This is a genomic window from Marinobacter sp. ST-43 (assembly GCF_030541085.1).
Classification (GTDB): Bacteria; Pseudomonadota; Gammaproteobacteria; order Pseudomonadales; family Oleiphilaceae; genus Marinobacter; species Marinobacter nauticus.
Map to the genome: position 1 here is coordinate 687,536 of NZ_JASSVO010000001.1, position 22,250 is coordinate 709,785.

Annotated in this window: 22 protein-coding genes and 1 pseudogene; 18 read left to right on the top strand and 5 right to left on the bottom strand. The window is 57.1% G+C overall.

The features are described 5' to 3' along the window. Positions 1-54: 54 nt before the first annotated feature. From QPL98_RS03245 to QPL98_RS03270, 6 genes and pseudogenes are all read left to right on the top strand, one after another. Positions 55-813: pseudogene (locus QPL98_RS03245) on the top strand (IS256 family transposase); the annotation flags it as partial. An 880-nt stretch (positions 814-1,693) separates the two neighbouring features. Then, positions 1,694-2,149, top strand: a complete 456-nt coding sequence (locus QPL98_RS03250; protein ID WP_011784882.1) for a cytochrome c — start codon at positions 1,694-1,696, stop codon at positions 2,147-2,149. Between the two features lie 49 nt (positions 2,150-2,198). Continuing rightward, entirely contained in the window at positions 2,199-2,675 is a 477-nt protein-coding gene (locus QPL98_RS03255) for a hypothetical protein (RefSeq protein ID WP_011784881.1), read from the top strand. Positions 2,676-2,701: 26 nt separating this feature from the next. Continuing rightward, positions 2,702-3,058 carry a cytochrome c biogenesis CcdA family protein gene (locus QPL98_RS03260; protein ID WP_223268841.1) on the top strand — a complete coding sequence of 119 codons (357 nt, stop codon included), beginning with the start codon at positions 2,702-2,704 and terminating at the stop codon, positions 3,056-3,058. Between the two features lie 459 nt (positions 3,059-3,517). After that, positions 3,518-4,153 carry a type B chloramphenicol O-acetyltransferase gene (gene catB, locus QPL98_RS03265; protein ID WP_011784879.1) on the top strand — a complete coding sequence of 212 codons (636 nt, stop codon included), beginning with the start codon at positions 3,518-3,520 and terminating at the stop codon, positions 4,151-4,153. Further along, the gene (locus QPL98_RS03270; RefSeq protein WP_011784878.1) at positions 4,150-4,734 is read left to right on the top strand and encodes a hypothetical protein; all 585 of its coding nucleotides are present in this window, start codon (positions 4,150-4,152) and stop codon (positions 4,732-4,734) included. Before catB ends, QPL98_RS03270 begins: the two co-directional genes overlap by 4 nt. 602 nt (positions 4,735-5,336) lie before the next feature. On the opposite strand, the gene QPL98_RS03275 is transcribed toward QPL98_RS03270, so the two are convergent. Continuing rightward, positions 5,337-5,642, bottom strand: coding sequence for a hypothetical protein (locus tag QPL98_RS03275; RefSeq protein ID WP_014421613.1), 306 nt, complete (start codon positions 5,640-5,642; stop codon positions 5,337-5,339). Positions 5,643-6,039: 397 nt separating this feature from the next. Between QPL98_RS03275 and QPL98_RS03280 the strand changes: the two genes are divergently transcribed. Together QPL98_RS03280 and QPL98_RS03285 are read left to right on the top strand one after the other, a co-directional pair. Then, a complete protein-coding gene (locus QPL98_RS03280) occupies positions 6,040-6,237 on the top strand; it encodes a pirin family protein (protein ID WP_236078988.1) in 198 nt (65 codons plus the stop codon). Further along, on the top strand, positions 6,176-6,568 hold the full coding sequence (locus tag QPL98_RS03285) for a pirin-like C-terminal cupin domain-containing protein (RefSeq protein ID WP_049756870.1): 393 nt from the start codon (positions 6,176-6,178) through the stop codon (positions 6,566-6,568). The genes QPL98_RS03280 and QPL98_RS03285 overlap by 62 nt, the downstream gene beginning before the upstream one ends. Here the strand turns inward: QPL98_RS03285 and QPL98_RS03290 are convergent. Beyond that, complete coding sequence (locus QPL98_RS03290; RefSeq protein ID WP_011784876.1) at positions 6,565-6,966, bottom strand: isoprenylcysteine carboxylmethyltransferase family protein; 402 nt, start codon at positions 6,964-6,966, stop codon at positions 6,565-6,567. The two genes, QPL98_RS03285 and QPL98_RS03290, sit on opposite strands and share 4 nt — an antisense overlap. Positions 6,967-7,055: 89 nt before the next feature. Next, positions 7,056-8,519, bottom strand: a complete 1,464-nt coding sequence (locus QPL98_RS03295) for a malate:quinone oxidoreductase (protein WP_011784875.1) — start codon at positions 8,517-8,519, stop codon at positions 7,056-7,058. Between the two features lie 275 nt (positions 8,520-8,794). Here QPL98_RS03295 and QPL98_RS03300 point away from each other — a divergent pair, with 275 nt between their 5' ends. From QPL98_RS03300 to QPL98_RS03315, 4 genes are read left to right on the top strand one after another with little or no spacing between them, the layout of a single operon-like run. Continuing rightward, positions 8,795-9,979 carry a thiamine pyrophosphate-dependent dehydrogenase E1 component subunit alpha gene (locus QPL98_RS03300; protein ID WP_303292671.1) on the top strand — a complete coding sequence of 395 codons (1,185 nt, stop codon included), beginning with the start codon at positions 8,795-8,797 and terminating at the stop codon, positions 9,977-9,979. A gap of 1 nt (position 9,980) precedes the next feature. Next, complete coding sequence (locus tag QPL98_RS03305) at positions 9,981-10,958, top strand: alpha-ketoacid dehydrogenase subunit beta (RefSeq protein WP_022992373.1); 978 nt, start codon at positions 9,981-9,983, stop codon at positions 10,956-10,958. Positions 10,959-10,984: 26 nt separating this feature from the next. Further along, complete coding sequence (locus tag QPL98_RS03310) at positions 10,985-12,571, top strand: dihydrolipoyllysine-residue acetyltransferase (protein ID WP_303292672.1); 1,587 nt, start codon at positions 10,985-10,987, stop codon at positions 12,569-12,571. 9 nt (positions 12,572-12,580) lie between these two features. Beyond that, complete coding sequence (locus QPL98_RS03315; protein WP_303292673.1) at positions 12,581-14,422, top strand: protein kinase; 1,842 nt, start codon at positions 12,581-12,583, stop codon at positions 14,420-14,422. On the opposite strand, the gene QPL98_RS03320 is transcribed toward QPL98_RS03315, so the two are convergent. Continuing rightward, on the bottom strand, positions 14,415-15,404 hold the full coding sequence (locus QPL98_RS03320; protein ID WP_303292674.1) for an XdhC family protein: 990 nt from the start codon (positions 15,402-15,404) through the stop codon (positions 14,415-14,417). The genes QPL98_RS03315 and QPL98_RS03320 overlap by 8 nt on opposite strands. A gap of 209 nt (positions 15,405-15,613) precedes the next feature. On the opposite strand from QPL98_RS03320, the gene QPL98_RS03325 reads away from it, so the two are divergent. Next, positions 15,614-16,513 (top strand): peptidoglycan-binding domain-containing protein, encoded by a 900-nt coding sequence (locus QPL98_RS03325; RefSeq protein WP_303292675.1) that lies wholly within the window; start codon positions 15,614-15,616, stop codon positions 16,511-16,513. Positions 16,514-16,530: 17 nt separating this feature from the next. Here QPL98_RS03325 and QPL98_RS03330 read toward each other — a convergent pair whose 3' ends face one another. Then, positions 16,531-17,112 (bottom strand): hypothetical protein, encoded by a 582-nt coding sequence (locus QPL98_RS03330; RefSeq protein ID WP_222197780.1) that lies wholly within the window; start codon positions 17,110-17,112, stop codon positions 16,531-16,533. A gap of 123 nt (positions 17,113-17,235) precedes the next feature. Here QPL98_RS03330 and QPL98_RS03335 point away from each other — a divergent pair, with 123 nt between their 5' ends. From QPL98_RS03335 to cysW, 5 genes are all read left to right on the top strand, one after another. Further along, entirely contained in the window at positions 17,236-18,291 is a 1,056-nt protein-coding gene (locus tag QPL98_RS03335; RefSeq protein WP_222533682.1) for an NAD(P)-dependent alcohol dehydrogenase, read from the top strand. Between the two features lie 128 nt (positions 18,292-18,419). Next, positions 18,420-19,388, top strand: a complete 969-nt coding sequence (locus tag QPL98_RS03340; protein ID WP_286715398.1) for a beta-ketoacyl-ACP synthase III — start codon at positions 18,420-18,422, stop codon at positions 19,386-19,388. Between the two features lie 117 nt (positions 19,389-19,505). Beyond that, entirely contained in the window at positions 19,506-20,510 is a 1,005-nt protein-coding gene (cysP, locus tag QPL98_RS03345) for a thiosulfate ABC transporter substrate-binding protein CysP (protein ID WP_011784865.1), read from the top strand. Between the two features lie 9 nt (positions 20,511-20,519). Further along, the gene (cysT, locus tag QPL98_RS03350; RefSeq protein ID WP_011784864.1) at positions 20,520-21,392 is read left to right on the top strand and encodes a sulfate/thiosulfate ABC transporter permease CysT; all 873 of its coding nucleotides are present in this window, start codon (positions 20,520-20,522) and stop codon (positions 21,390-21,392) included. Continuing rightward, entirely contained in the window at positions 21,393-22,250 is an 858-nt protein-coding gene (cysW, locus tag QPL98_RS03355; RefSeq protein WP_011784863.1) for a sulfate ABC transporter permease subunit CysW, read from the top strand.

Genomic DNA, 22,250 nt, shown 5'->3' on the forward strand with positions numbered 1-22,250 from the left:
TATCCTGTTGGTTGATCTCCGCCAAGATCACAACCAACAGAGGAATGATACGCCATGCCCAAGTCTAACCTGCATGCTCTTTCACAACCAGAGGTAGCCAGCAACGACCCGTTGCACGAGTTGATCCGGCAGGGTGCCCGGGATCTGATCGCACAGGCCGTTGAGACGGAGCTGGAGAGCCTGTTGAAGCAGTACGCGGACGTCAAGACGCCGGATGGCCGCCGTGCTGTGGTGCGCAATGGGCACCTTCCCAAACGCGCTGTTCAGACAGGCGTCAGCGACGTAGAAGTCCAGGTTCCCAAGGTCCGGGACCGCAGTGGCTCTGGCATTCGCTTCAACAGCCACCTGCTGCCACCCTACCTGAAGCGCGCCCGGAGCCTGGAGGAACTGATTCCCTGGCTCTACCTGCGAGGTGTTTCCTCCGGTGATTTCCAGGAGGCCCTGAGTGCGCTGGTTGGTGAACAAGCCAATGGCCTGTCGGCCAACACAGTGTCTCGGCTCAAGGCGAAGTGGCTTGATGAGCACAAGGACTGGCAGCGACGAGACCTGAGCCAGAAGCGTTACGTCTACTGGTGGGCGGACGGCGTGTACAGCAACGTCCGCCTGGATGACCGGCTCTGCCTGCTGGTGATCATTGGCGTGACCGAGCACGGCCACAAGGAGCTGGTTGCGGTCGAGGACGGCCACCGGGAGTCCGAAGCCAGCTGGCGAGAGCTGCTCACGGACATACGGGAAAGAGGCCTGGAGCCTTCGCCCAAGCTAGCTGTTGGCGACGGCGCACTGGGCTTCTGGAAGGCCCTGAGCAAGGTGTTTTCCGTGAACACAAGGATTACTGAGGTCAGCCCCATGAAAACGATGGTTTACCGCCTGAATTCTGGCGTTTCCAGGCTTTTCCTGTTCGCGTTGGTTGCCGTCATGCCGGCCCTGGTTCAAGCCGAGTCTGCGAATGATGCCCAAGCAGTGAAAGCGCTGGCGACTGACTCCTCCGGCGCCCTGCTGGTGCTTCGGGATAGCGGCCTGCTTGTTCTTGATGATAAGACTGCCGCCGACATCCCGCTGCCACCGTCCGATTCCGGCGCTCAACCCCGTTCCATGGCAAAGGGCGCGGACGAACGCCTGTACCTGGCAGGGCCAGGCCTTGGCATCTGGCGCTATGAGTATGCTAGCGAGCGCTGGCATTCCCTCAATGACACCCTGCCGGATCTCGGAATCACCGCCATTGCCGCCCACGCCACCCAACCGGAAACGCTCTACGCCTATCTTGGTGAAGGTGGCATGTTCCGATCCAGGGACGGCGGTGGCGAATGGGTGAAGGTTGACGGTGGACCCCGGGAGCCGGTGCAGGCGTTCCTGCACTCGGATATGCCCGGCAGCATGGAAAGTGGCTGGCTGTTCGCGGGCACCACCCGTGGTGTGGCCCGTTCCATGGACTGTTTTTGCTTCTGGGGCGATGCCGGCGAATTGCGAGGGGCGGTGACGGCCATTGATTACGATCCTTCGGCCCCGGAGAACGTCTACGCCGTAATCGAGGGGCAACTTCACCACAGTTCTGACGGCGGCGAAACCTGGGTTGGCCTTGAAATACCCCAGGCAATCACCGCTCTGACATTCTCACCCAAGGAAGGACTCGTGGTGGGCACGGAAAACGGAGACCTGCTTTCGCGGAACGCCTCTGGCGAATGGGTGCCTGTTCATGAATAAGTGGTTTGTCCCGCTGGTCTTGCTCGTTGCCCCGGCCCTTCTGATGGCCGGTGGCGCGCCACCAAACAGCGACAGCTTGCCGACCGAAGTGGCCAAGGGTCGCCAGATCTACGAGCAATACTGCGCCGCCTGCCACGGATGGCAGGGTGAAGGTGCGGCCAACTGGAACAAACCGGATGAGAAAGGCGAAATGCCCCCGCCACCACACGATGAGACCGGCCACACCTGGCGCCACAGTGATGCCATGCTGTTCAGGATGATTGCCGAGGGATGGCGGCATCCCTTCAACAAAACAGATCGGCTGGCTATGCCAGCATTTGAGGACACCCTCACCGACGAGGAAATTCAGTGGGTGATCGAGTACCTGAGAACACTATGGACAGACGACCAGCGCCGCTATCAACAGAACGAAAGTCAGGACATTAACCAGGCCGAGAGCCCCTCCTGACTTCTCACGGATACCAGACAACACTCCTTTAAATCTCGGTAACTCGAAAATGTCGTTGAAGCAGCACTTCAATAAATGGTCATGGTTATTCGGTATAGCCGGTTTCAGTCTGGTGGTCGCTGCAATTTTCGTGTTGCCGCAGTACCTGAAGCCTGATCTGGATGCCGGTGTCACTTTTTACGCCACCGAGGGATGCGCACCTTTTGAAGGTCAGTGTATCGGGCGAAAGGGCGATCAAACCATCACAGTCGGCTTAGGTAATGAAGCCATCGAATCGATGACAGAGATTCCCATTCGTGTGCGTCTCGATAACATGACAGCAGACTCCCTGATCGTGGATTTCGAAGGGCTTGAAATGTACATGGGCGTGGTCCGCACCCAGCTGCTACCGAATGCCCAGGGTGTTTACCAGGGAACCATTACCCTGCCGGAGTGCGGTACCGGCAAGATGCTATGGCGGTCGAGGGTTATCATCGACAACGACCCTTCCAGTGAAGGTATCAAATTTGATTTCTGGGCAGTTTAACGGACTTACAAAACTTAGGGGACTAAATTCCTGATCTTGCAACCTGGGGAATTGGCGCCGCGTTTGCCATCGGCTGGACACCCTGTATAGGCCCCATACTCGGGGCCATATTGGCGCTCAGCTCCACGCATGCCAATGCTGAGGCGGGCATGCTGTATCTGGCGGCGTATTCGTTGGGGTTGGCTCTTCCTTTTCTCGGAACCGCCCTGTTTATTGAACACTTTCGGCAACGAGTACGCTGGCTCAGTCGCTGGAGTAGACTGCTGAGAGCGCTTGCTGGCTTGGTGCTCGTTGTAATGGGAGTAATGGTGCTCACCGGTCGGATGACACTCTTTGCGTCGTGGATGTTGTCGACGTTTCCGGTTCTCGGAAGGCTTGGTTGAGCTTCCTACAGCCAAACTACAGGGAACGGTCCATGGCTTCATGCTCAAATACTGCGTATAAACAGGTTTCATGAACAAATGGGGCCGCTATTTCGTTAACTAATGGCTTTGCATTGCCGAACCATTGAAGCGGCTCATTGTTCTTCAGGACTGAATTAAAAACCGGTTCGCAGTGGAGGATCTAGAACGTTCGCTTTTGTTTATAGCGCCCCCTGCTACTCATGCCTGTTACGCGTTCCCAATCATGCGGTTCCAGCGATATTCATCCGAACGCCAAGTCGGACCACGAATTTAGCACCTTGTGTGATCGTCCAGCATACCCTGGGGTTCCGGCTCCGAAATAGAACCTGTGAGTAGTGCAGCCCCTACTTTGTTTGCCCCGGGCCCGCTAAACTTACCAGAATGGGCTAGCCCTCACAGCCAGGAAACCCACAAGGAATCAGGAGCTTTCCAGACCCCATGACCAACCATTTTGAGGGCCCCTTCAAAGGCGAGTTTCTCGCAAACCAGGTGACTAACCCAAACATCAGGGTCGGGCGATACAGTTACTATTCCGGTTATTACCATGGCCATTCATTCGACGATTGCGCCCGGTATCTCATGCCTGATCGTGATGACGTTGATCGGCTCGTTATCGGCAGTTTCTGTTCCATCGGCTCCGGTGCATCATTCATCATGGCAGGCAATCAGGGCCACCGGCACGACTGGGTTTCCGCGTTTCCGTTCTTTTATATGATAGATGAAGCCGCCTTCACCAGTGCCTTGGATGGATTTCAGCGGGCTGGCGACACGGTGATTGGCAGTGATGTATGGATCGGCTCAGAGGCAATGATTATGCCCGGCATCACCATCGGTCATGGCGCCGTTATTGGAAGCCGTGCGCTGATCACCCGGGATGTCGAACCCTACACGATCGTGGGCGGCAACCCAGCGAAAACTATTAAACAGCGCTTCTGCGACGAAGACATTGCGCGGCTTCTGGAGATGGCCTGGTGGGACTGGCCGCTGGACGACATTCAGGCTGCGATGCCACTACTCTGCTCTGGTAACATCCGCGATCTGTATCACTATTGGCAGGAGTCCGTCCGTTCATGAATCCCCTTCTAATGCTGCTATTTCTGCTCTGGAGCGGCTTTGCTCTGGCAGACCCTGCCTCCCTGCCAGACGAGCTTGCCGAGGAGGCCGGCATGCTGGGAAGCATACTCAGTGATGGGCGGGCGGTTTTCTATCCCGAAAGTGCCTCTTACCTCTCCCTCTCATCGCTGAATGGCCCCGGGTACAGCAACGGTGTTGCCGTGCTCATGACTCTGGGGGGCTGGGGAGGCGGAGCAACCAACAATCAGTACCTTGCCTTGTACGCCATCAACGACAGCATTGCTGGCGTGTCGCCGGTCAAGACCTATCGCTTACTCTCTGTTCGTCACGTTGGGGGCAAGGGTGACCGCCTGTTCACTGGCGTTCGCGAAACCGGAAAAGGCCTCGTCCTGTCCGGGTTTAGCTATGCGGCTGAAGACCCACTCTGCTGCCCGGCCAAACCACTGGAGGTCACCTTCACCTTCGGGGAGCGCGGCGAGCTTCTCCCGGCAGCCTCGCCAACGCAACCCTGGCAGACCGCAAATCCGATGAGGCCCGCTCGGAGCAGGCTCAGCCCGCCCCCTATAGCGGACAGATCGTGATTCGCGGTGAAATTCAGGATCGCGACGCTGAGTACCATGCAGCAAAACCGGCCCCATACAGCGGTCAGATTGTTATCCGCGGCCAGGTTCAGCCCGAAAGCCACGGCTGAGCTATAGCTGCTTCATTTGCGTCTTGGAACCAGAGACGGTGCGTTTTTGGTTTCGAAGCAACACATAAGCCTCCCGAGCGATCTCCTTATATCGGTTACTCCAAAGCTCACTTTCAGTTGCCGCAGCCATGAAATGCTCATCTCGTCGTTGTTCGTCAGGTATACGGGCAAACCTCAGCGCGGTACCTGTGAGCAGCTTGCACTTCGCTGATCAGAATTTTCGTGGGGTGCGCACTCAGTTTTCAGGCAACAAACGCGCGGCTGGCGGACCCGACAGCGCAACAAAACCCGGCGAAACACACGCCACGCACCGCCAAACAGTTCGGCGAAAAATTCGGCACGTAGTCGGGCATTGTCACGTTCGATTTCACGGATTTTTGGATCCGGGTTATGGAAGGCCATTGCATCTTCTCCCTGCTCTCTGAAAGCTTAGCAAAATCGAGGCAATGGTGGCGATTTCGACACGCGCCACATTCGGGCGAATGAAAGCCACTACAGCGACTGGTGCAAAAGGTCGAGCTGGGAATCGCCCACCAGTGTTCGTTCGCGCTCAAAGATCAGCCAGGTTCGGACTCGGCTCTCTATCTGATTTCTGTTGCGACAAATCCAGGTATAGCGGCCGGCAGGATCAGAGACACATTCCATCTGTGCGCCGTGTTTGCGGGCAATCGCCATGTGTCGCTTAAATGTCCGGTCAGGCATGTTGGCATAACGTCTTCGGATCTCATCTGAAGTCAGATCAGCGTTATCCAGCACAGTGGTAATGAGCTCAAGGGTGGTCTTGAAATCGCGGTACATAGACTCTCTGGAGGCGTCATGCCAACAAGTGGCACGAGCTTCTGCCGGTGCCAGTTTCTGGCGTAGCCGCCGGCGAGCGGTAAATTCGCAGCCTGGGCACACCAAAGCGGGCGCCAATTATAGCGATGCCAGCTGTTGGCACAAGTATTGAGCCAAGCCAAACTCTGGCATAGCCATCGTTCCCATTTGACACTTTCCCATGCTGGCACCAAGCTCCAAGAGCACCACTTAATTGAACTCAAGTCCGGAGCTGACCATGAGCAATCTCGCGCCCGACACTGAAATGGATTTCCCCATCACCGAAGAATGTGGCGCCATAGTTCAGCTCCTTCAGCCCAGAAACCGTGACCTCGGGGGCTTTTCGGTAAGGCGGGTTCTGCCGGTAATTGGCCGGAGAATGATCGGGCCATGGATCTTTTTTGATCATATGGGGCCGGCCCATTTTGCGGCCGGGGATGGCATTAACGTGCGCCCTCACCCCCATATTGGCATTGCGACCGTTACCTACCTGTTTGAAGGTGAAATCCTGCACCGTGGGAACCGCTTTCGCTGCCGCGTCGCCGGTCAAGACCTTTGCCGATACCCTATACATTGAGGCATGGCTGAAACCGGGGCAAAAGCTTACTCTGCCTGATGCCGAGGAACGAGGGTTGTACGTTGCCAAAGGAAAGCTGCGGGCAGGCGGAACGGAGGTGCCTGAATATTCCATGGCCGTTTTGGCGGCTCACGAGGGCGTTACGGTTGAGGCGATTGAAGATACCCGGATCGCCCTTGTTGGCGGCGAACCACTGGGTCGACGGTTTATTGAATGGAATTTTGTGTCCAGCCGTAAGGAGTGTATCGAACAGGCCAAGGATGACTGGCAGAACCGACGTTTTCCCACCGTACCCGGTGATGAAGAAGACTTTATTCCCTTATCCGGCTAGAACCAGCGCCCAACCCGTGAGGCGTACTGGGTGTAGTCGTCACCGAATAACGCCCGCATGTGTCGTTCCTCGGGTTTGATCTGGAAGCGATTCATGTACAGCATGAACAGAGGCAGTAACAGAGCGGCAAATACACTGCCCAAGTACAGGCTCCACGCAATAAGCATCAGCAGAAATCCGAGGTACATGGGATTGCGGGTGTAACGGTAAATCCCGTCAACCACCAGGCTGGCAGACTGATGGGGCGTACGAGGATCCACGGTGGTGCCTGCTGCACGAAATGCCAGAACGCCGGCCAGGGCAATACCTGCGCCAGCCAGGACCATGAGGGTGCACAGAATCAGCCTGCCCGGAACGGTAAAATAGCCAGACGGCAACAGCCTCGAAATAGCCCACATGGCCGCCCCGAAAAGGATAACTAGAACAACGGGTGGAACCTTGAGTTCAAGTGCTTTCACTATTTGTGTTCGTCCCTGAGAACGTTTGGCTAAGCTGGTATCTCTGACTGGATGCCCAAGGCTGAGTTTACGGCGTCCCGAATCTCGCGATACCGCTCCGGATTGCTGATCAGTGTATCCAGATTGTCCTCAGGGAACATCTCTTTCAGCTTGGATCTGGCGGACTCTCCAGCAAATACCGCCGGGAACAATTGCTCCAGGGCACGCAGCATCACCTCAGGTGACACCGAGGCGCCAGGCGACGCCCCAAGTATTGTGCCGTAGGTTTTATCCTTCGACACGATAATCTCTGTACCCATCTGCAGATCCCCATCCTTGATGATCTGTACCCGCTGGCCAGCCTCAATAGGCTTCCAGTCAAACCTGGAGCTCAGGCCCGGAGCGAATTTCTCCAGCGACTCCAGCATGCTTTTCTCGCCTTTGAAGGTCTCAGAAACCAGGTATTTCACGAGAGCGAAATGCTCTATCGCGACGCTCAGCAACCCGGGGATATCGTGCAGGCGCATGGCCTTCAGATAATCAATGAATCCGCGCCCTTTTTCCAGAACGGGCTTGAATGAGGCAAATGGGCCGAACAGCAAATAATGCCTGCCATCAGCCACCCGCAGGTCCAGATGCGGTACAGACATTGGAGGTGCACCAACTTCCGCCTTGCCGTAGGTTTTTGCGCGGTATTGACGGGCCTGCTCTTCGGTAATTTCCGCCTGCAGAAAACGCCCGCCCACCGGAAAACCGGTGAACCTCCGGGCAAACGGTAAATGACTTTTCTTGAGAATGGGGAAGGCACCCCCGCCCGCGCCAACAAACAGTATGTCGGCCCGATGCTGAACGGCAGCGCCCCGGGTTTGCGTTTCTACCAACCAGCTCCCCGCTGGGTTTCGGTGCACCCGCTTTACATGGACGCCATACTCGACTTTTACGCCCAACTGCTTCGTCGCATATTCCGCCATCTGTTCAGTCAGGGAACCAAAATTCACATCGGTTCCCGTTTCCACAACGGTCGCTGCCATTTTCTCGTGATGGGGACGGCCGTCCATGGTGTAGGGAATCCAGCTCTTGATCTCGTCAAATTCCTCGGAAAAGCGCATGTGCTCAAAAAAGTGGTGGGCGGACATTTCCTTGAAGCGTAGCTTGAGTTCCTCGATGGACGGCTCGGAGACCAGGGTGCAATGGCGGGTCTGGTTGATGAAGCTAGTGGGCTCTTTTATCGCACCTTTTCGAACAAGGTAGGCCCAGAACTGCTTGGCAACGTTGAACTGGGCATGGATTTTCAAGGCTTTCTCCACCGAGATTACCTCGCCATCCACCGGCGTATAGTTAAGCTCGCAGTTGGCCTCGTGGCCCGTGCCGGCATTGTTGAAAGACCAGGAGTTGCCTGCGCCCGGGCTGTCCAGTCGCTCCAGAATGGTGATATCCAGTTCGGGCGCCAGTTCCTTCGCCAGGGTGGCAAAAGTGGTTCCCATTATCCCTGCGCCGATCACGATCACATTCATATGCCTGCCCACCAGAGTCCGTTTAATGAAGCTATTCAATAGAGTACCTGTATTGACGTTAGCATGCTTGCGGCCAACACGGAAAATTCATCGGTTTGGCTCAGTTAAATAAAAATCTGCATTCTGGGTCTACCCGATGGATGCAGTTTACGTTAAGGTAAAGGTAAGCCTGGAATGATCCACATCAGATTTCCCCAGGTTGTCTACAATGACATTAACGACACGCCCACAAGGCGTGTTTTGTTTCCTCAGGCCAATACCCCAGGAAGAGGACTATGACAACAACAAAATCGAAAGTTGTGTATTCCCCCTCGTTCACCGATGGTGCGGAATTCCGTATTCCCACGTTCAAGCTCCTGAAGCAGGATGGCAAGCTCTATAAGAGCGCCAAAGCGCCGGATCTTGAAAAAGAGAAAGCCCTTCGCATCTACCGGGCCATGGTCACCACCCGGATTCTCGATGAGCGTATGCTTGCTGCCCAGCGCCAGGGGCGTCTGAGCTTCTACATGCAGTGTACCGGTGAAGAAGCCGCCGTGATCGGCAGCGCCGCCGCGCTGGATGATAACGACATGATCATGGCGCAGTACCGGGAGCAAGGCGCCCTCGCCTACCGCGGTTTTTCCATCGACGAATTCATGAACCAGCTTTTCGGCAATGAGCTTGATTACGGTAAGGGCCGGCAAATGCCCGTGCACTACGGCTCGAAAAAGCTGAATTACATGACCATCTCTTCGCCCCTGGCCACCCAGATTCCCCAGGCCACCGGCTATGCCTATGGCCAGAAGCTGGCGGGAGACGGCCACTGCACCATCACCTATTTTGGCGAAGGCGCCGCGTCCGAGGGTGACTTTCACGCGGCCCTGAACATGGCTGCAGTCCATCGCGTACCCGTCATCTTCCTGTGCCGGAACAACGGTTATGCCATTTCCACCCCCGCAGCCGAACAGTTCGCAGCCGACGGCGTAGCACCCAGAGCCTATGGCTACAAGATGGACGTTATCCGGGTAGACGGTAACGACGTACTGGCCATGTATGAAGCCACCAGAGCCGCCCGGGAGCTGGCCGTCAAACACAATCGACCGGTATTGATCGAGGCCATGAGCTACCGCCTTGCGGCCCACTCCTCCTCCGACGACCCGTCCGGTTATCGCAGCAAAGACGAGGAAGCGGTATGGCGCGAGAAAGACCCGATCCTGCGCATGCGCCTGTGGCTGGAAAGCAAGAAATGGTGGAGTGAGGACGACGAAAAACAGTTCCAGGAAAACATGCGCCGGGAAGTGCTGGAAACCATGAAGCGGGCGCAGAAGCGTTCGCCACCAGCCCTCGGAACTCTGGTTACCGATGTCTACGACGAAGTACCTCCCATGCTGGCCGAGCAGTTTGAGAAACTGAAGGCTCACATACGTCGATATCCGGATGAGTACCCAAAGAGCGCCGAACACGTTAAGGGAGGAGCGTGAGATGACCAAGATGAATATGCTCCAGGCCATCAACAATGCCCTGGATACCGCCATGGCGGCCGATGACAAAGTATTGTGTTTCGGTGAAGACGTGGGCGTTTTTGGCGGCGTGTTCCGCGCTACCAGTAATCTTCAACAGAAATACGGCAAGTCCCGCTGTTTCAACACACCGCTGGTGGAACAGGGCATTATCGGTTTTGCCAACGGTCTGGCCGCCCAGGGCTCTGTGCCGGTGGCTGAAATTCAGTTTGCCGACTACATCTTCCCGGCCTTCGATCAGATCGTGAACGAATCGGCGAAATACCGCTATCGCTCCGGCAACCTCTTTAACGTTGGCGGTCTGACCATTCGTGCACCCTACGGTGGTGGCATTGCCGGCGGCCTTTACCATTCTCAATCTCCGGAAGCCTATTTTGCCCATACCCCGGGCCTCAAAATCGTGGTGCCCCGCAACCCCCATCAGGCCAAGGGCTTGCTGTTGGCTGCCATCCACGACCCCAACCCGGTGCTGTTCTTTGAACCCAAGCGCCTGTACCGGGCCTCCGTGGGCGAGGTGCCAGATGAAGATTACCGCCTGCCTCTGGGTGAAGCCGAGATCACCAAGGAAGGCACTGACGTGACCATTCTTGGCTGGGGCGCCCAGATGGACGTGATAGACCAGGCGGTTGAGCGCGCTGAGAAGGAAGGCATTTCCTGCGAGGTGATTGACCTCCGGTCGATCCTGCCCTGGGATGTGGAAACCGTGGCCAATTCCGTGCTCAAAACCGGGCGCCTTGTGATTACCCACGAAGCTCCTCTCACTGGCGGCTTTGCCGGCGAAATTGCAGCGACCATTCAGGAGCGCTGCTTCCTGTACCTGGAATCTCCCATTGCGCGGGTAACCGGGATGGACACCCCCTTCCCGCTGGTGCTTGAGAAGGAGCACTTGCCGAATCACCTGAAGGTCTACGAGGCCATCAGGGAAAGCGTGGAATTCTAGGCGGATATCAGGACAGGAGAACAAGCATGAGTGATTTTATTCTGCCCGATATCGGCGAAGGTATCGTGGAATGTGAACTGGTCAAATGGCTGGTAGCCGAAGGCGACGTCATCGAGGAAGACCAGCCGGTGGCCGAAGTGATGACTGACAAGGCGCTGGTGGAAATTCCTGCCCCCTACAAGGGCCGGGTTACCCGTCTCTATTACAAGGAAGGCGATATCGCGAAGGTGCATGCGCCACTGTTCGAGTTGGTGGATGAGAGTGGCGAGGCCGGGGCGCCGGCACCAGCAAGCGCTGAAGAGTCGTCGCAGGTAGATGCTGCCCCGGAAGCTGTAGCCAAAGCGGAACCCGCACAAGGCGGGGACGATAACGCGACTGAAGACTTTATTTTGCCCGACATCGGTGAAGGAATTGTCGAGTGCGAGGTGGTTGAATGGCGCGTCGCCGAGGGCGACGAGATCGAAGAAGATCAGCCGGTAGTGGACGTGATGACCGATAAGGCCATGGTTGAGATCACCGCCCCCAAGGCCGGCCGAATCACCAAGCTCTACCACGAGCAGCAATCCATGGCGCGGGTGCATTCACCGCTGTTTGCCTTCATCCCGCGGGATCGTGAAGAGGCTCCTCAGCCAAAGAGTGAATCCAGGCCTTCGGCGGACGCCGCGCCCACAAAAGCGACACCGGTAGCAACCGGCACTCGGGCCCGGATTCCAGCAAGCCCGGCGGTCCGTCGGTTGGTGCGCGAGCACGAGCTGAACCTGGGCGACATTGCCGGTTCCGGCAAGGATGGCCGGGTGCTTAAGGCGGATGTTCTGGCGCATTTGGAGCAGCCCAAATCAGAGCCCAGTGCCACCGAACGTCAGGTTGACCCCAGCACGGCGCCTCGCCGCCACGCCGAAGGTGATCAGCAAGTCCGCGTGGAACCGATCAAAGGCATGAAAGCGGCCATGGCCAAGGCGATGGTTCAGTCGGCAACCACCATCCCTCACTTTATCTACAGTGAGGATATTGATGTAACCGACTTGCTCATGCTGCGGGAACAGCTGAAGCCGGAGGCTGAAGCCAAAGGCACCCGGCTAACGCTCATGCCGTTCTTTATGAAGGCCATGGCCCTGGCTGTTCAGGAATACCCGGTATTGAACAGTCAGTTGAACGAGGATGTGACCGAAATCCACTACCTGCCCCACTGCAACATTGGCATGGCGGTAGATGGCAAGGCCGGCCTGGTGGTGCCCAACGTCAAGCACGTGGAACAGCTCACCCTGCTGGGTATTGCCGAGGAAATCGCCCGGTTGACTGAGGCCGCCCGTTCCGGACGTGTCAGCCAGGATGATCTCAAAGGCGGCACCATCACCATTTCCAATATCGGCGCATTGGGCGGCACCTACGCAGCGCCCATCATCAACGCACCGGAAGTGGCGATTGTGGCACTGGGCCGCACCCAGAAACTACCGCGTTTCGACGCCAATGGTCAGGTGGTTGAGCGGGCGATCATGACGATCAGCTGGGCCGGCGATCACCGCATTATTGATGGCGGCACCATCGCGCGGTTCTGCAATCTATGGAAGAGCTATCTGGAGTCGCCCCAGACCATGCTGTTGCATATGGGCTGACGGGCTGTGATGGAGCAGGAAAAGCATCTTCAGCAATTCTATATACCGGAAGAGCAGTCGATCTACCTGCTCAGCCACGATGATGCCAAGAAGCTCAAGGACTGGGTGGCGCTTTGCGTTGCCCAGCTCCGGCAACTGGGTTACCGGGACGTTGAACTGATTGGCAAGGGCGCCTATGGCTTTGTGTTTGCCGGCCGTTTTCCCGGCCTGGACACACCAGGCCCGGAGCATGTGTTCAAATTCACTCGCATCAACCTGCCCCAGCACCTGCAGGATCGCCTGGAAGACGAAGCCTTCATTCTGGAGCAGGTGCATCACCCCAGAGTACCGCGACTAATCGCTTTCCAGCGCGCCAACAACCAACCTATCCTGGTCATGGAACGAGCCGCAGGGCTCAATCTGGAGGAAGTCTCGCTGCAGGAAGGCCGTCTGAAGCCCCGGCTTATTATTCGGATAGCGGACCAGTTGGCGGATATTCTGCGCTGCCTGCGCCGGGAAACCGGGCCCGCCGGCCGTCCGATTGTTCATGGTGACATCAAACCTTCCAACCTGGTATTTGACGCCCGCACCGAGAACATTGCCTTGATTGACTGGGGGTCCTCGGTGTTCGCCCAGCTGGATGCCAATCAACAGTTCGTCACCGCCAATGTGATGGAACTGATGTCGGATAACCTGCAGCAAACCAATGCCAGACTGGGCGATGTCTATTTTATCGGCGAGGAGCAGCTGAACGGAGGGCTATCCTCGCCCCGTTTTGATGAACAGGGCGCCGCCGGAACCCTGTACGCCCTCGCCTCTGCACAATCCTGTCGATTCGGCCACCGGGCTATTCCGGCTACGTCTCTGGGGCTTCCCATGGAATTTGCCCGTATGCTCGATGGCATGCTGTCGCCCGACCCGGAGACTCGCCGCAAGGCTGGTGATTACTACTTGCGGGAAATGCCCCGAATGGCCCGCACGGTGATGATTGACCTGCCGGCACGGCCGACCACTCCGCAGGTGCCGGTATGGGTGCGGGCGTCCGGGCAGGAAATTGATACCGTGGTCTACAGTTCCCGGAAATCGTTTTTGCGGGAGGAAGGCGCGCCGGAGACCCTGAGTGATGTGAACGACGTCCAGCTCGACCGCTACTACAAGAACTTCATGCAGGGCATGGGAGAAACCGAGAAAGCGTTTCTGGCGGCGGTTAGTCGGCTCGGACGCTACCCCGTAGAAGGTGGCCTGGCGGTACGCTGGGAAACCGACGGCATCTATATCGATACCTCTCTGAACCTGCATGATCCGACGTTGAAATCGGCCTTTGTCCAAGCCGTCAATAACATGGTGTACCTGGCCCAGGCCATCTACCGCAAAGGTATCTTCAAAAGCTGCCTGTTCAACGCCCGTAACACCCTGCACATTGATCGTGAAGACCCGGGCCAGCCGTTTCTCGTCTCCCCCGGCATGAATCTACACTACGAAGTGAGCGCAGCACCGGAAGTGGAAGATGAAAGCCGCGTGCACTCCTATTTCGAGGATGGACCAGACCCGGAAGAATTCCTGGTATTGCCCGAGACGATTATCCGGGCACTGGAACGCCTGAACGACATTCACCACACCGGAATGATCATCTTCGAAGCCCTGCCCCGGCACCTGAAGATCCACAGTCATTACCGGCTGCTGGATCCTGAGCGGGAACCGGAATTCCGGGAGCTGCTGGGCGAGATCCTGTCTGCGGTAGAGCAGATTACCGGGCTTGGCGTGTCCGGGTATATGAAGATGCCCTACAAGGACACCCGGTTTTTCCCCCACATCGAGCGGCTACCCGACCGGTACTACCCTCGAAACCCGCGAGCCGAGAGCGTTAACTGACCGCCCGGAAAAGCTGGCGCCGGGCACGAACCACATCTGCCATAATCGACAGGGCAATCTCGGCCGGTGTCTTGCTGCCGATATCCACCCCCACCGGCATATGAATACGCTGAATCTCGGCCTCAGTGAGCCCGCCACTGCGCTTCAACCGTTCCGCCCGGGCTTTTGAAGTGCGCATTGAGCCCATGACACCGATATAGCCCGCTGGCGTTTTGACCGCGGCCATCATCGCCAGGTCATCAATCTTTGGATCGTGCGTAGTGGCCACTACGGCCGTCGAGGGGGCACAGGCACCGTCTTTGCCGAGGTATACGGAGGGCAGTTGAGCAATAAACTCGACACCTTCGGGCAAATTGTGGGTGCCTGCAGTGTCTTCCCGTGGATCGCAAAGCACCACCTCATAACCCAGGCCCAGAGCAAACCGGGCGCAGGCGTCCGCTACCGTTGAATATCCGGCCAGAATCAATCGTGCGACGGGTGCGACAACAATCTTTATGGTCTCGCTTCCCTGCTCCCAAATGACCCGGCTACCGTGATCATCGACAGGGTGGAGACTGACGTTGCCACCAGCCAGGCCTACTTCCCGCTCCAAAGCTTCACCACTTGAAAGCCCTTGCAGCAGCGTCCGCAGCTGATCGACAAAAGGTGACTCCGGAGCTCGCTTTTCAACCAGTACTTCCAATGCGCCCCCACAGGGCAGCTTTACCTTTGGATTGCGGTTTTCCTCGCTGTCGCCACCATATCTAATGACAACGGATGGCAAGGTATATTCCCCCTGCACCAGTCGATCCAGAAAATCCTCTTCAACACAGCCGCCGGACAATGACCCCACATGCGCTCCGTCGGCTTTCGCTACCATCATCGCTCCGGGTTCCCGGGGGGAAGAGCCGAACGTGGACAGCACGGTGCACAGCCAGATCGTGTGCCCTTGCTCCAGCCAGTCAATGGCCTGCTGTATAACGCGATAATCGAGATTCTGCATGCTTGGCCTGCCAAAACTACCGGGGGCGCTCTGCCCGTTCTGTGCCTGATGGGTTGTGACAATACCAGCAACCCCCGCAACATCCTACGGGCACCTTGCGCCAACTTGTTAACCACTTCATAGGCGCAACTATTAATCCCTGATACGGTGAAGACACTTAGTAACAATATGTAAACAACAATACCAAAGAGCCTCTGGAGGGATTCGCCATGAAACGCTCACCGTTGCAGGGACGCTGCAAAACTACCGCGCAAGGCATGGCCCTTTTCTCAAGCATAGCCATCTGTGGCTGGGCCCAGGCCAATTCTCCAGTTCACACCGTCTTTGCTGCTGAAAATGCGCTCTATGGGTCCGGCTACGATATCGGTACGGCTGACGGTTGGATAGACAACAAGCTGCGCACGGCCATTCGTCAGTACCAGTCCGATCGCCCAGAGCTTTCAGCAAGCGGAAATCTGGATTCAGCCACGCTCAAATCCCTTGGTGTTGAGGCGGCTCCGGCCCTGACGATCCAGAGCAATTCTGTGGCTTCCCGGTCTGCGGCACGTGATCAACTTGGACTTACCGAAAAGGTCCCGTCACCCACCCGTTCCGTTGCCGCTGTCGCACCAGAGCCCAGGCCGGAGCCAATTCCCGAAGCTCAGGAGCCTGAACCGGAAACAGTCGAGCCGGAGGTCGTGGATACTGCGGCACCGCGAGAAAATCAGGTGGCGGCCGTGGAGCTGGCAGAACAATCGCTCCCCGCAGAAAACCCTGAACCAAACCCGGATGAAAACACGCCAGAACAGCATGTTATGGAGCTTTCTTCATCCGTTTCCGAAAGTTATCAAACGCCAGTCACCGCAGATCAGGAGCCGGCAGAAGTCGTCGAGGTGGTCACTGGCGATAACGAAGAACTGATCGCCCAACTGCCCACCGAGCCCACCGCAGCGGGCCCGGACGAGCCGCTCGTCGTTGAAGAAGAACCGGAACCCGTGATTGTTGATGCGCCAGTGGCAAACGCCAGCAAGCCGGTTGCTAACCAGGAAGCAAAGGCCGAACCGCGCCCACAGAGCAGCGGCGGCTTCTTCTCCTGGCTGTTTGATTTCTTCTTCGGCTGGATAGCCTGATATTGAAGGCGGCAGGCTCAGTCCTGCCGCTTCATGCGCTCCACATCGGCTTTCGCATCTCTCAGGAAGGATTCAACCGTCTCGCCGGGCAGCAGCAACTGCTGTTCAATCATTGAATCCCGCCAGTCTGATTCTTCAAAGATGCAACGATACTCGTTGGGAAATTCTACATACAGGCGCTTGAAGTACTCCCGCGCGAGCACCTTGTTGGGTTCCTTGCGGCGCGACTGCAACACCGCCATGTTGTACAGGGCACCGGCCCGGATATGATCCGGCTGACTTTCATCCTGATAGATCTTATCCAGTCGGCCCAGCACTTCCTTCAAACCGGTTAACCGGTATTCCTTGAGAATCTCCGCCGCAGACTCCATTACCCGGTCTTCCCCGTGCCTGCACGGAGAGTTGGCGTGGTCTTCGACGTACTGATCCACCGCCCGCTCCACTTCATGGCGGTGCTTGTGGTCCTGTTTCTGCTCATACACAAAACCGGTGCCAACGCCGGTGGCAATGGTTCCCGGCATACAACCGCCGACCAGGCCCGCGCCCAGCGCGATTGCGCTCGCCAGCCACACAGCTTTAAGAGATTGCGTGTTTGTCATCTGGTCATCCCTGATGGAGTGGAATACGTAGGTTACAATAGATATGTGCTGAGTAACACAAGGTAACTGTCCTGCTGCAACAGAACCGTGATCCTTGTTCTAAAACTGAAAAGGAGTGAACGAATGGCCAATACCAAAGCATACGCCGCCACTGCCCCGGACTCCGGCCTGGCCCCCTACGCCATTGATCGCCGGGAACTCCGTGCTGACGATGTAGCGATCGAGATCGACTACTGCGGTGTCTGCCACAGTGACCTCCACACCGTTGAAAATGACTGGGGCGGCTCAAAATATCCGGTCATTCCGGGCCACGAAATTGTTGGCCGGGTCACCGCCGTTGGGCCGGAGGTCAGTCACTTCAAAGCCGGCGACCTGGTGGGCGTGGGCTGCATGGTAGACAGCTGTCGCAGTTGTTCCGCCTGCGACTCCGGCCTGGAGCAGTACTGCATTGAAGGCTCCACCATGACCTACGGCAGCCTGGATCGTCACGATGGCTCGGTCACCCACGGCGGCTATTCCGAGCGGATTGTTGTCAGCGAACGTTTTGTGGTCCGGGTACCGGAAAAACTCGACCCCGCCAGTGCGGCTCCCATTCTGTGCGCAGGCATCACCACCTATTCCCCCCTCAAGCACTTCAATGTCGGCAAAGGCCACAAGGTAGGCGTACTGGGGATGGGCGGTCTCGGCCACATGGGCGTAAAATTTGCCAAAGCGCTGGGCGCCGAAGTCACTATCTTCACACGTTCCGAAGCCAAGGTGGCGGAAGCGAAGAAGCAGGGCGCGGACCACGTCATCATCTCCACCGACAAGGAGCAGATGAAAGCCGCCGCAGATTCCTTCGATTTTCTGCTCGACACCATTCCTGTAGCCCACGACCTCAACCCGTACCTGAAGTGTCTGAAGTACGACGGCACACATATTCTCGTGGGTTTGCTCACCCCAATTGAACCCGCCCTTCAGGCTGGCCTGCTGGTGACCAAGCGCCGCGTGGTAGCCGGCTCTCTCATTGGCGGAATGCCGGAAACACAGGAGGTTCTGGATTTCTGTGCGGAGCACGACATCACCTGTGATATCGAGATGCTGGATATCCGGAACATCAACGAAGCCTACGTGCGCATGAAGAAAGGCGATGTGAAGTACCGCTTCGTCATTGATATGAAAACGTTGAAAGAAGGCTAATATCCCACCCCTTGCCCGGGCGCCCAATGTGTCGCCCGGGCAGTCTTTGACAATCCGCTAATAACCAATCCGGTTGCAAAGGTTTAGCATGGGTCTATCGTTACCCTATAAACCCCTGGAAATTGTCCATGACCTTTGCACGCATTGCCGGAACCGGTTCCTATCTGCCGGACAACATCGTTACCAATCGCGACCTGGAACAGAAGATGGAAACCTCTGACCAGTGGATTCGCGAACGCACCGGTATCGAGCAACGGCATATTGCCCTGCCCGGACAAAGCACGGTGGATCTTGCTGAGCAAGCGGCCCTGAACGCCATTGAAGCCGCCGGCATTGAAACCACCGATATTGATCTGATTGTTTTTGCCACCACCACGCCAGACAAGGTATTCCCCAGTTGCGCCTGTATCCTGCAGGCCCGGCTCGGCATTCAGGGCTGCCCCGCCTTTGATATTCAGGCCGTGTGCAGCGGTTTCGTCTATGCGCTGGCCACTGCCGAGAAGTTCATCCGTACCGGTTCAAGCAAAAAAGCGCTGGTGATCGGCGCGGAGGTATTCTCCCGCATCCTTAACTGGGAAGACCGTACCACCTGCGTGCTTTTTGGCGACGGCGCCGGCGCTGTTGTGCTGGAGGCCAGTGAGGAGACCGGCATTCTGTCTACACACCTGCACGCCGATGGACGGTATGAAGAGTTGCTGCACGTCCCCTGTGGCATCGCCAACGATTTTGAGGCTGTAAAGGCCGGCCAGGCGTTTGTGGAGATGAAAGGCAACGAAGTCTTCAAGGTGGCAGTGAATACTCTCGGCCGGATTGTCGATGAAACCCTGGAAGCGAACCAGATGCAGAAATCCGATATCGACTGGCTGGTTCCGCATCAGGCCAACCTGCGGATTATCGCAGCCACGGCCCGCAAACTGGACATGCCGATGGATCAGGTGGTGGTAACCGTCAACCGCCACGGCAACACCTCGGCGGCCTCCATCCCGTTGGCGCTTGATGAAGCCGTTCGCGATGGGCGAATCCAGCGTGGGCAGGTTGTTCTGCTGGAGGCCTTTGGCGGCGGGTTCACCTGGGGCTCGGCACTGCTACGCTATTAATTGCTGACGCTCATATACCAAACAAGCCTTTCAATATTTATTTTTAATATTTTTCGTTCTTAAAACCTTTTGTTAGATTGCTCCTCAGATTAGAACCATCATTCTGAGGAGCTCGTTATGAAGCAATTGTTCAAGGGAATCGCGCTCGGCGCCGCCCTGCTCTCCGCCCAACCGGTACTGGCTGCAGACCGGGAGCTGCTCAACACCTCTTACGACATCGCCCGCGAACTGTTCGCTGCCTACAACGAAGAGTTTAAAAAGCACTGGCAGGAAAAGACCGGTGAAACGGTCGAAATCAAACAGTCCCACGCAGGTTCATCCAAGCAGGCGCAGGCCATTATCCAGGGCCTGAAAGCCGATGTTGCAACGTTTAACCAGGTGACCGACATCGACATCCTGCACCAGCGCGGTCGTCTGATTCCTGAAGACTGGGCCGATCGCCTGCCGAACAACAGCTCGCCTTATTACTCAACCATGGCGTTCCTGGTACGCGAGGGTAACCCAAAGAATATCGAGAACTGGGACGATCTTGTTCGCGAAGACGTTCAACTGGTGATGCCGAACCCTAAGACCTCTGGAAACGGCCGTTACACCTACCTTGCCGCTCTGGGCTACGCCCAGGACCAGTTTGGCGACGATCAGGAAAAAATTGATCAGTTCATGGCGGACCTGCTCGGTCAGGTACGCGTTTTTGACAGCGGCGGTCGTGGTGCCACCACCACATTCGTTGAGCGCGGCATTGGCGATGTCCTGCTGACCTTCGAGTCGGAGGTTCTGAACATTGCAGACCGTTTCGAGAACGGTGAATACGTGGCTGTCACGCCGAAGGTAAGCTTCCTGGCTGAATTCCCGGTGACCTGGATTGACGACTACGTTGAACAGAATGGCACCGCCGAGCTGGCCAAGGAGTACCTGGAGCACCTCTATACCGAAGACTCCCAGCGCCTGCTGGCAGGCTTCAACTACCGTGTTCACAACGACGCCGTGAAAGCCGAGAATGCCGATCGCTTCCCGGAACTGAAACTGCTGTCCATCGAAGAGATTGCCGGTGGCTGGGAAAACGCTATGAGCACCCATTTCAGCAGTGGCGGCAAGCTGGACCAGTTGCAGCGGCGCCGGTAAGAGCAAGCTATGCCCACCTCCGCTCAAGCAGGCGTCGCCCCCGTGCGGCGCCTTGGTCGTCGTAACAAACGGGTATTGCCGGGGTTCGGTCTGAGCCTCGGCATTTCGCTGTTTTTTGTCAGCCTGGTTTTGCTGCTGCCGATGACCGGGCTGGTCGTTGAAACCTCCGGCATGACCTGGGACCAGTTCTGGTTCACCATCACCGATCCGCGCGTGGTGGAGTCCTACAAGGTTACCTTATGGACGGCCCTTGCAGCGTCACTGTTCAATGGCCTGTTCGGGTTGCTGTTGGCCTGGGTGCTGGTTCGCTATGAGTTTCCGGGCAAGCGCATTGTCGACGCCGTGGTCGACCTGCCCTTTGCCTTGCCAACTGCTGTCGCCGGCATCACCCTGGCAACGCTGTTTTCCCAGAATGGCTGGTACGGCCAATGGCTGGCCAAAATCGGTGTGGAGGTTGCGTTTACACCCCTGGGCATCGTTGTAGCCATGGCATTTACCAGCATCCCGTTTGTGGTGCGTACGGTGCAGCCAGTGCTTGAGGAGCTGTCGCCAGCCGATGAAGAAGCTGCTGTTAGCCTGGGGGCATCTGACGGGCGTGTGTTCCGCAAGGTTATATTCCCATCACTCTGGCCCGCCCTGGTAACTGGAATCGCGTTGTCCTTCACGCGGAGCCTAGGAGAGTTCGGTGCGATTATCTTTATCGCCGGCAACACGCCCTATGTCAGCGAAGTCACCAGCCTGATGATCTTCATCCGTCTGCAGGAGTATGACTACGCGGCCGCCAGTGCCATTGCCTCGCTGGTATTGCTGGCGTCGCTGATTCTGCTGTTCTCCATCAACCTCTGGCAGGGTCGCTACCTGCGCAGGCTGGAGGGTCGATAGATGGCTGCGCAAAACCGCCGTATTGGCGACCAACCCTGGGTGCGCCGCAGCCTAATCGGGCTGGCCCTCGCAATTACTCTGATCATGCTGGTGATTCCCGTAGTGGTGATCTTTACGCAGGCGCTGAGCACAGGCTGGAGCGCTTTTGCCGGCAATGTCCTGGATGAATACACCCTGGATGCCATCGGCCTGACTTTGTTTGTGGCCGCACTCACGGTGCCGCTTAACCTGGTTTTCGGGACAGCCCTCGCCTGGTCTGTTACTCGGTTCCGTTTTCCCGGGCGCAAGCTGTTGATCACCCTGATCGATATTCCATTTGCGGTATCACCGGTTGTTGCCGGTCTGCTGTACCTGCTGCTCTATGGCCGGAACGGCTGGCTGGGCAGTTGGCTGAGCAACTACGACGTTCAGTTGATGTTCTCCTGGCCCGGCATCGTGATGGTCACCGTATTCGTAACCTGTCCGTTTGTGGCCAGGGAGCTGATCCCCTTGATGCAGCAACAAGGCAGCGAGGAGGAAGAAGCCGGCGTGGTGCTGGGCGCTTCCGGCTGGCGGATTTTTCGCAAGATCACACTGCCTAATATCAAGTGGGCATTGATCTACGGTGTGGTGCTGACCAACGCCCGGGCCGTGGGTGAATTCGGCGCGGTCTCGGTGGTATCCGGCAATGTTCGCGGAGAAACCAATACCTTACCGCTGCATGTTGAACTGCTTTATCAGGATTACAATATTGTCGGGGCCTTTGCCAGCGCTTCGCTGCTGGCCGGTATCGCCATCCTGACACTGATTGCAAAAGCATTTGTCGAATGGCGTCAGTCCCGAGCTGAACACGCGACGCCCGAAGAAGGAGGTGCGTGA

Coding starts and splice junctions, on each gene's coding strand:
- QPL98_RS03305 (WP_022992373.1), top strand. CDS start 9,981: ATGACCAAGATGAATATGCTCCAGGCCATCAACAATGCCCTGGATACC.
- cysW (WP_011784863.1), top strand. CDS start 21,393: ATGGCTGCGCAAAACCGCCGTATTGGCGACCAACCCTGGGTGCGCCGC.
- QPL98_RS03300 (WP_303292671.1), top strand. CDS start 8,795: ATGACAACAACAAAATCGAAAGTTGTGTATTCCCCCTCGTTCACCGAT.
- QPL98_RS03255 (WP_011784881.1), top strand. CDS start 2,199: ATGTCGTTGAAGCAGCACTTCAATAAATGGTCATGGTTATTCGGTATA.
- QPL98_RS03325 (WP_303292675.1), top strand. CDS start 15,614: ATGAAACGCTCACCGTTGCAGGGACGCTGCAAAACTACCGCGCAAGGC.
- QPL98_RS03330 (WP_222197780.1), bottom strand. CDS start 17,112: ATGACAAACACGCAATCTCTTAAAGCTGTGTGGCTGGCGAGCGCAATC.
- QPL98_RS03250 (WP_011784882.1), top strand. CDS start 1,694: ATGAATAAGTGGTTTGTCCCGCTGGTCTTGCTCGTTGCCCCGGCCCTT.
- cysT (WP_011784864.1), top strand. CDS start 20,520: ATGCCCACCTCCGCTCAAGCAGGCGTCGCCCCCGTGCGGCGCCTTGGT.
- QPL98_RS03295 (WP_011784875.1), bottom strand. CDS start 8,519: ATGAATGTGATCGTGATCGGCGCAGGGATAATGGGAACCACTTTTGCC.
- cysP (WP_011784865.1), top strand. CDS start 19,506: ATGAAGCAATTGTTCAAGGGAATCGCGCTCGGCGCCGCCCTGCTCTCC.
- QPL98_RS03280 (WP_236078988.1), top strand. CDS start 6,040: ATGATCGGGCCATGGATCTTTTTTGATCATATGGGGCCGGCCCATTTT.
- QPL98_RS03320 (WP_303292674.1), bottom strand. CDS start 15,404: ATGCAGAATCTCGATTATCGCGTTATACAGCAGGCCATTGACTGGCTG.
- QPL98_RS03270 (WP_011784878.1), top strand. CDS start 4,150: ATGAATCCCCTTCTAATGCTGCTATTTCTGCTCTGGAGCGGCTTTGCT.
- catB (WP_011784879.1), top strand. CDS start 3,518: ATGACCAACCATTTTGAGGGCCCCTTCAAAGGCGAGTTTCTCGCAAAC.
- QPL98_RS03310 (WP_303292672.1), top strand. CDS start 10,985: ATGAGTGATTTTATTCTGCCCGATATCGGCGAAGGTATCGTGGAATGT.
- QPL98_RS03340 (WP_286715398.1), top strand. CDS start 18,420: ATGACCTTTGCACGCATTGCCGGAACCGGTTCCTATCTGCCGGACAAC.
- QPL98_RS03290 (WP_011784876.1), bottom strand. CDS start 6,966: ATGTGGGCTATTTCGAGGCTGTTGCCGTCTGGCTATTTTACCGTTCCG.
- QPL98_RS03335 (WP_222533682.1), top strand. CDS start 17,236: ATGGCCAATACCAAAGCATACGCCGCCACTGCCCCGGACTCCGGCCTG.
- QPL98_RS03275 (WP_014421613.1), bottom strand. CDS start 5,642: ATGTACCGCGATTTCAAGACCACCCTTGAGCTCATTACCACTGTGCTG.
- QPL98_RS03315 (WP_303292673.1), top strand. CDS start 12,581: ATGGAGCAGGAAAAGCATCTTCAGCAATTCTATATACCGGAAGAGCAG.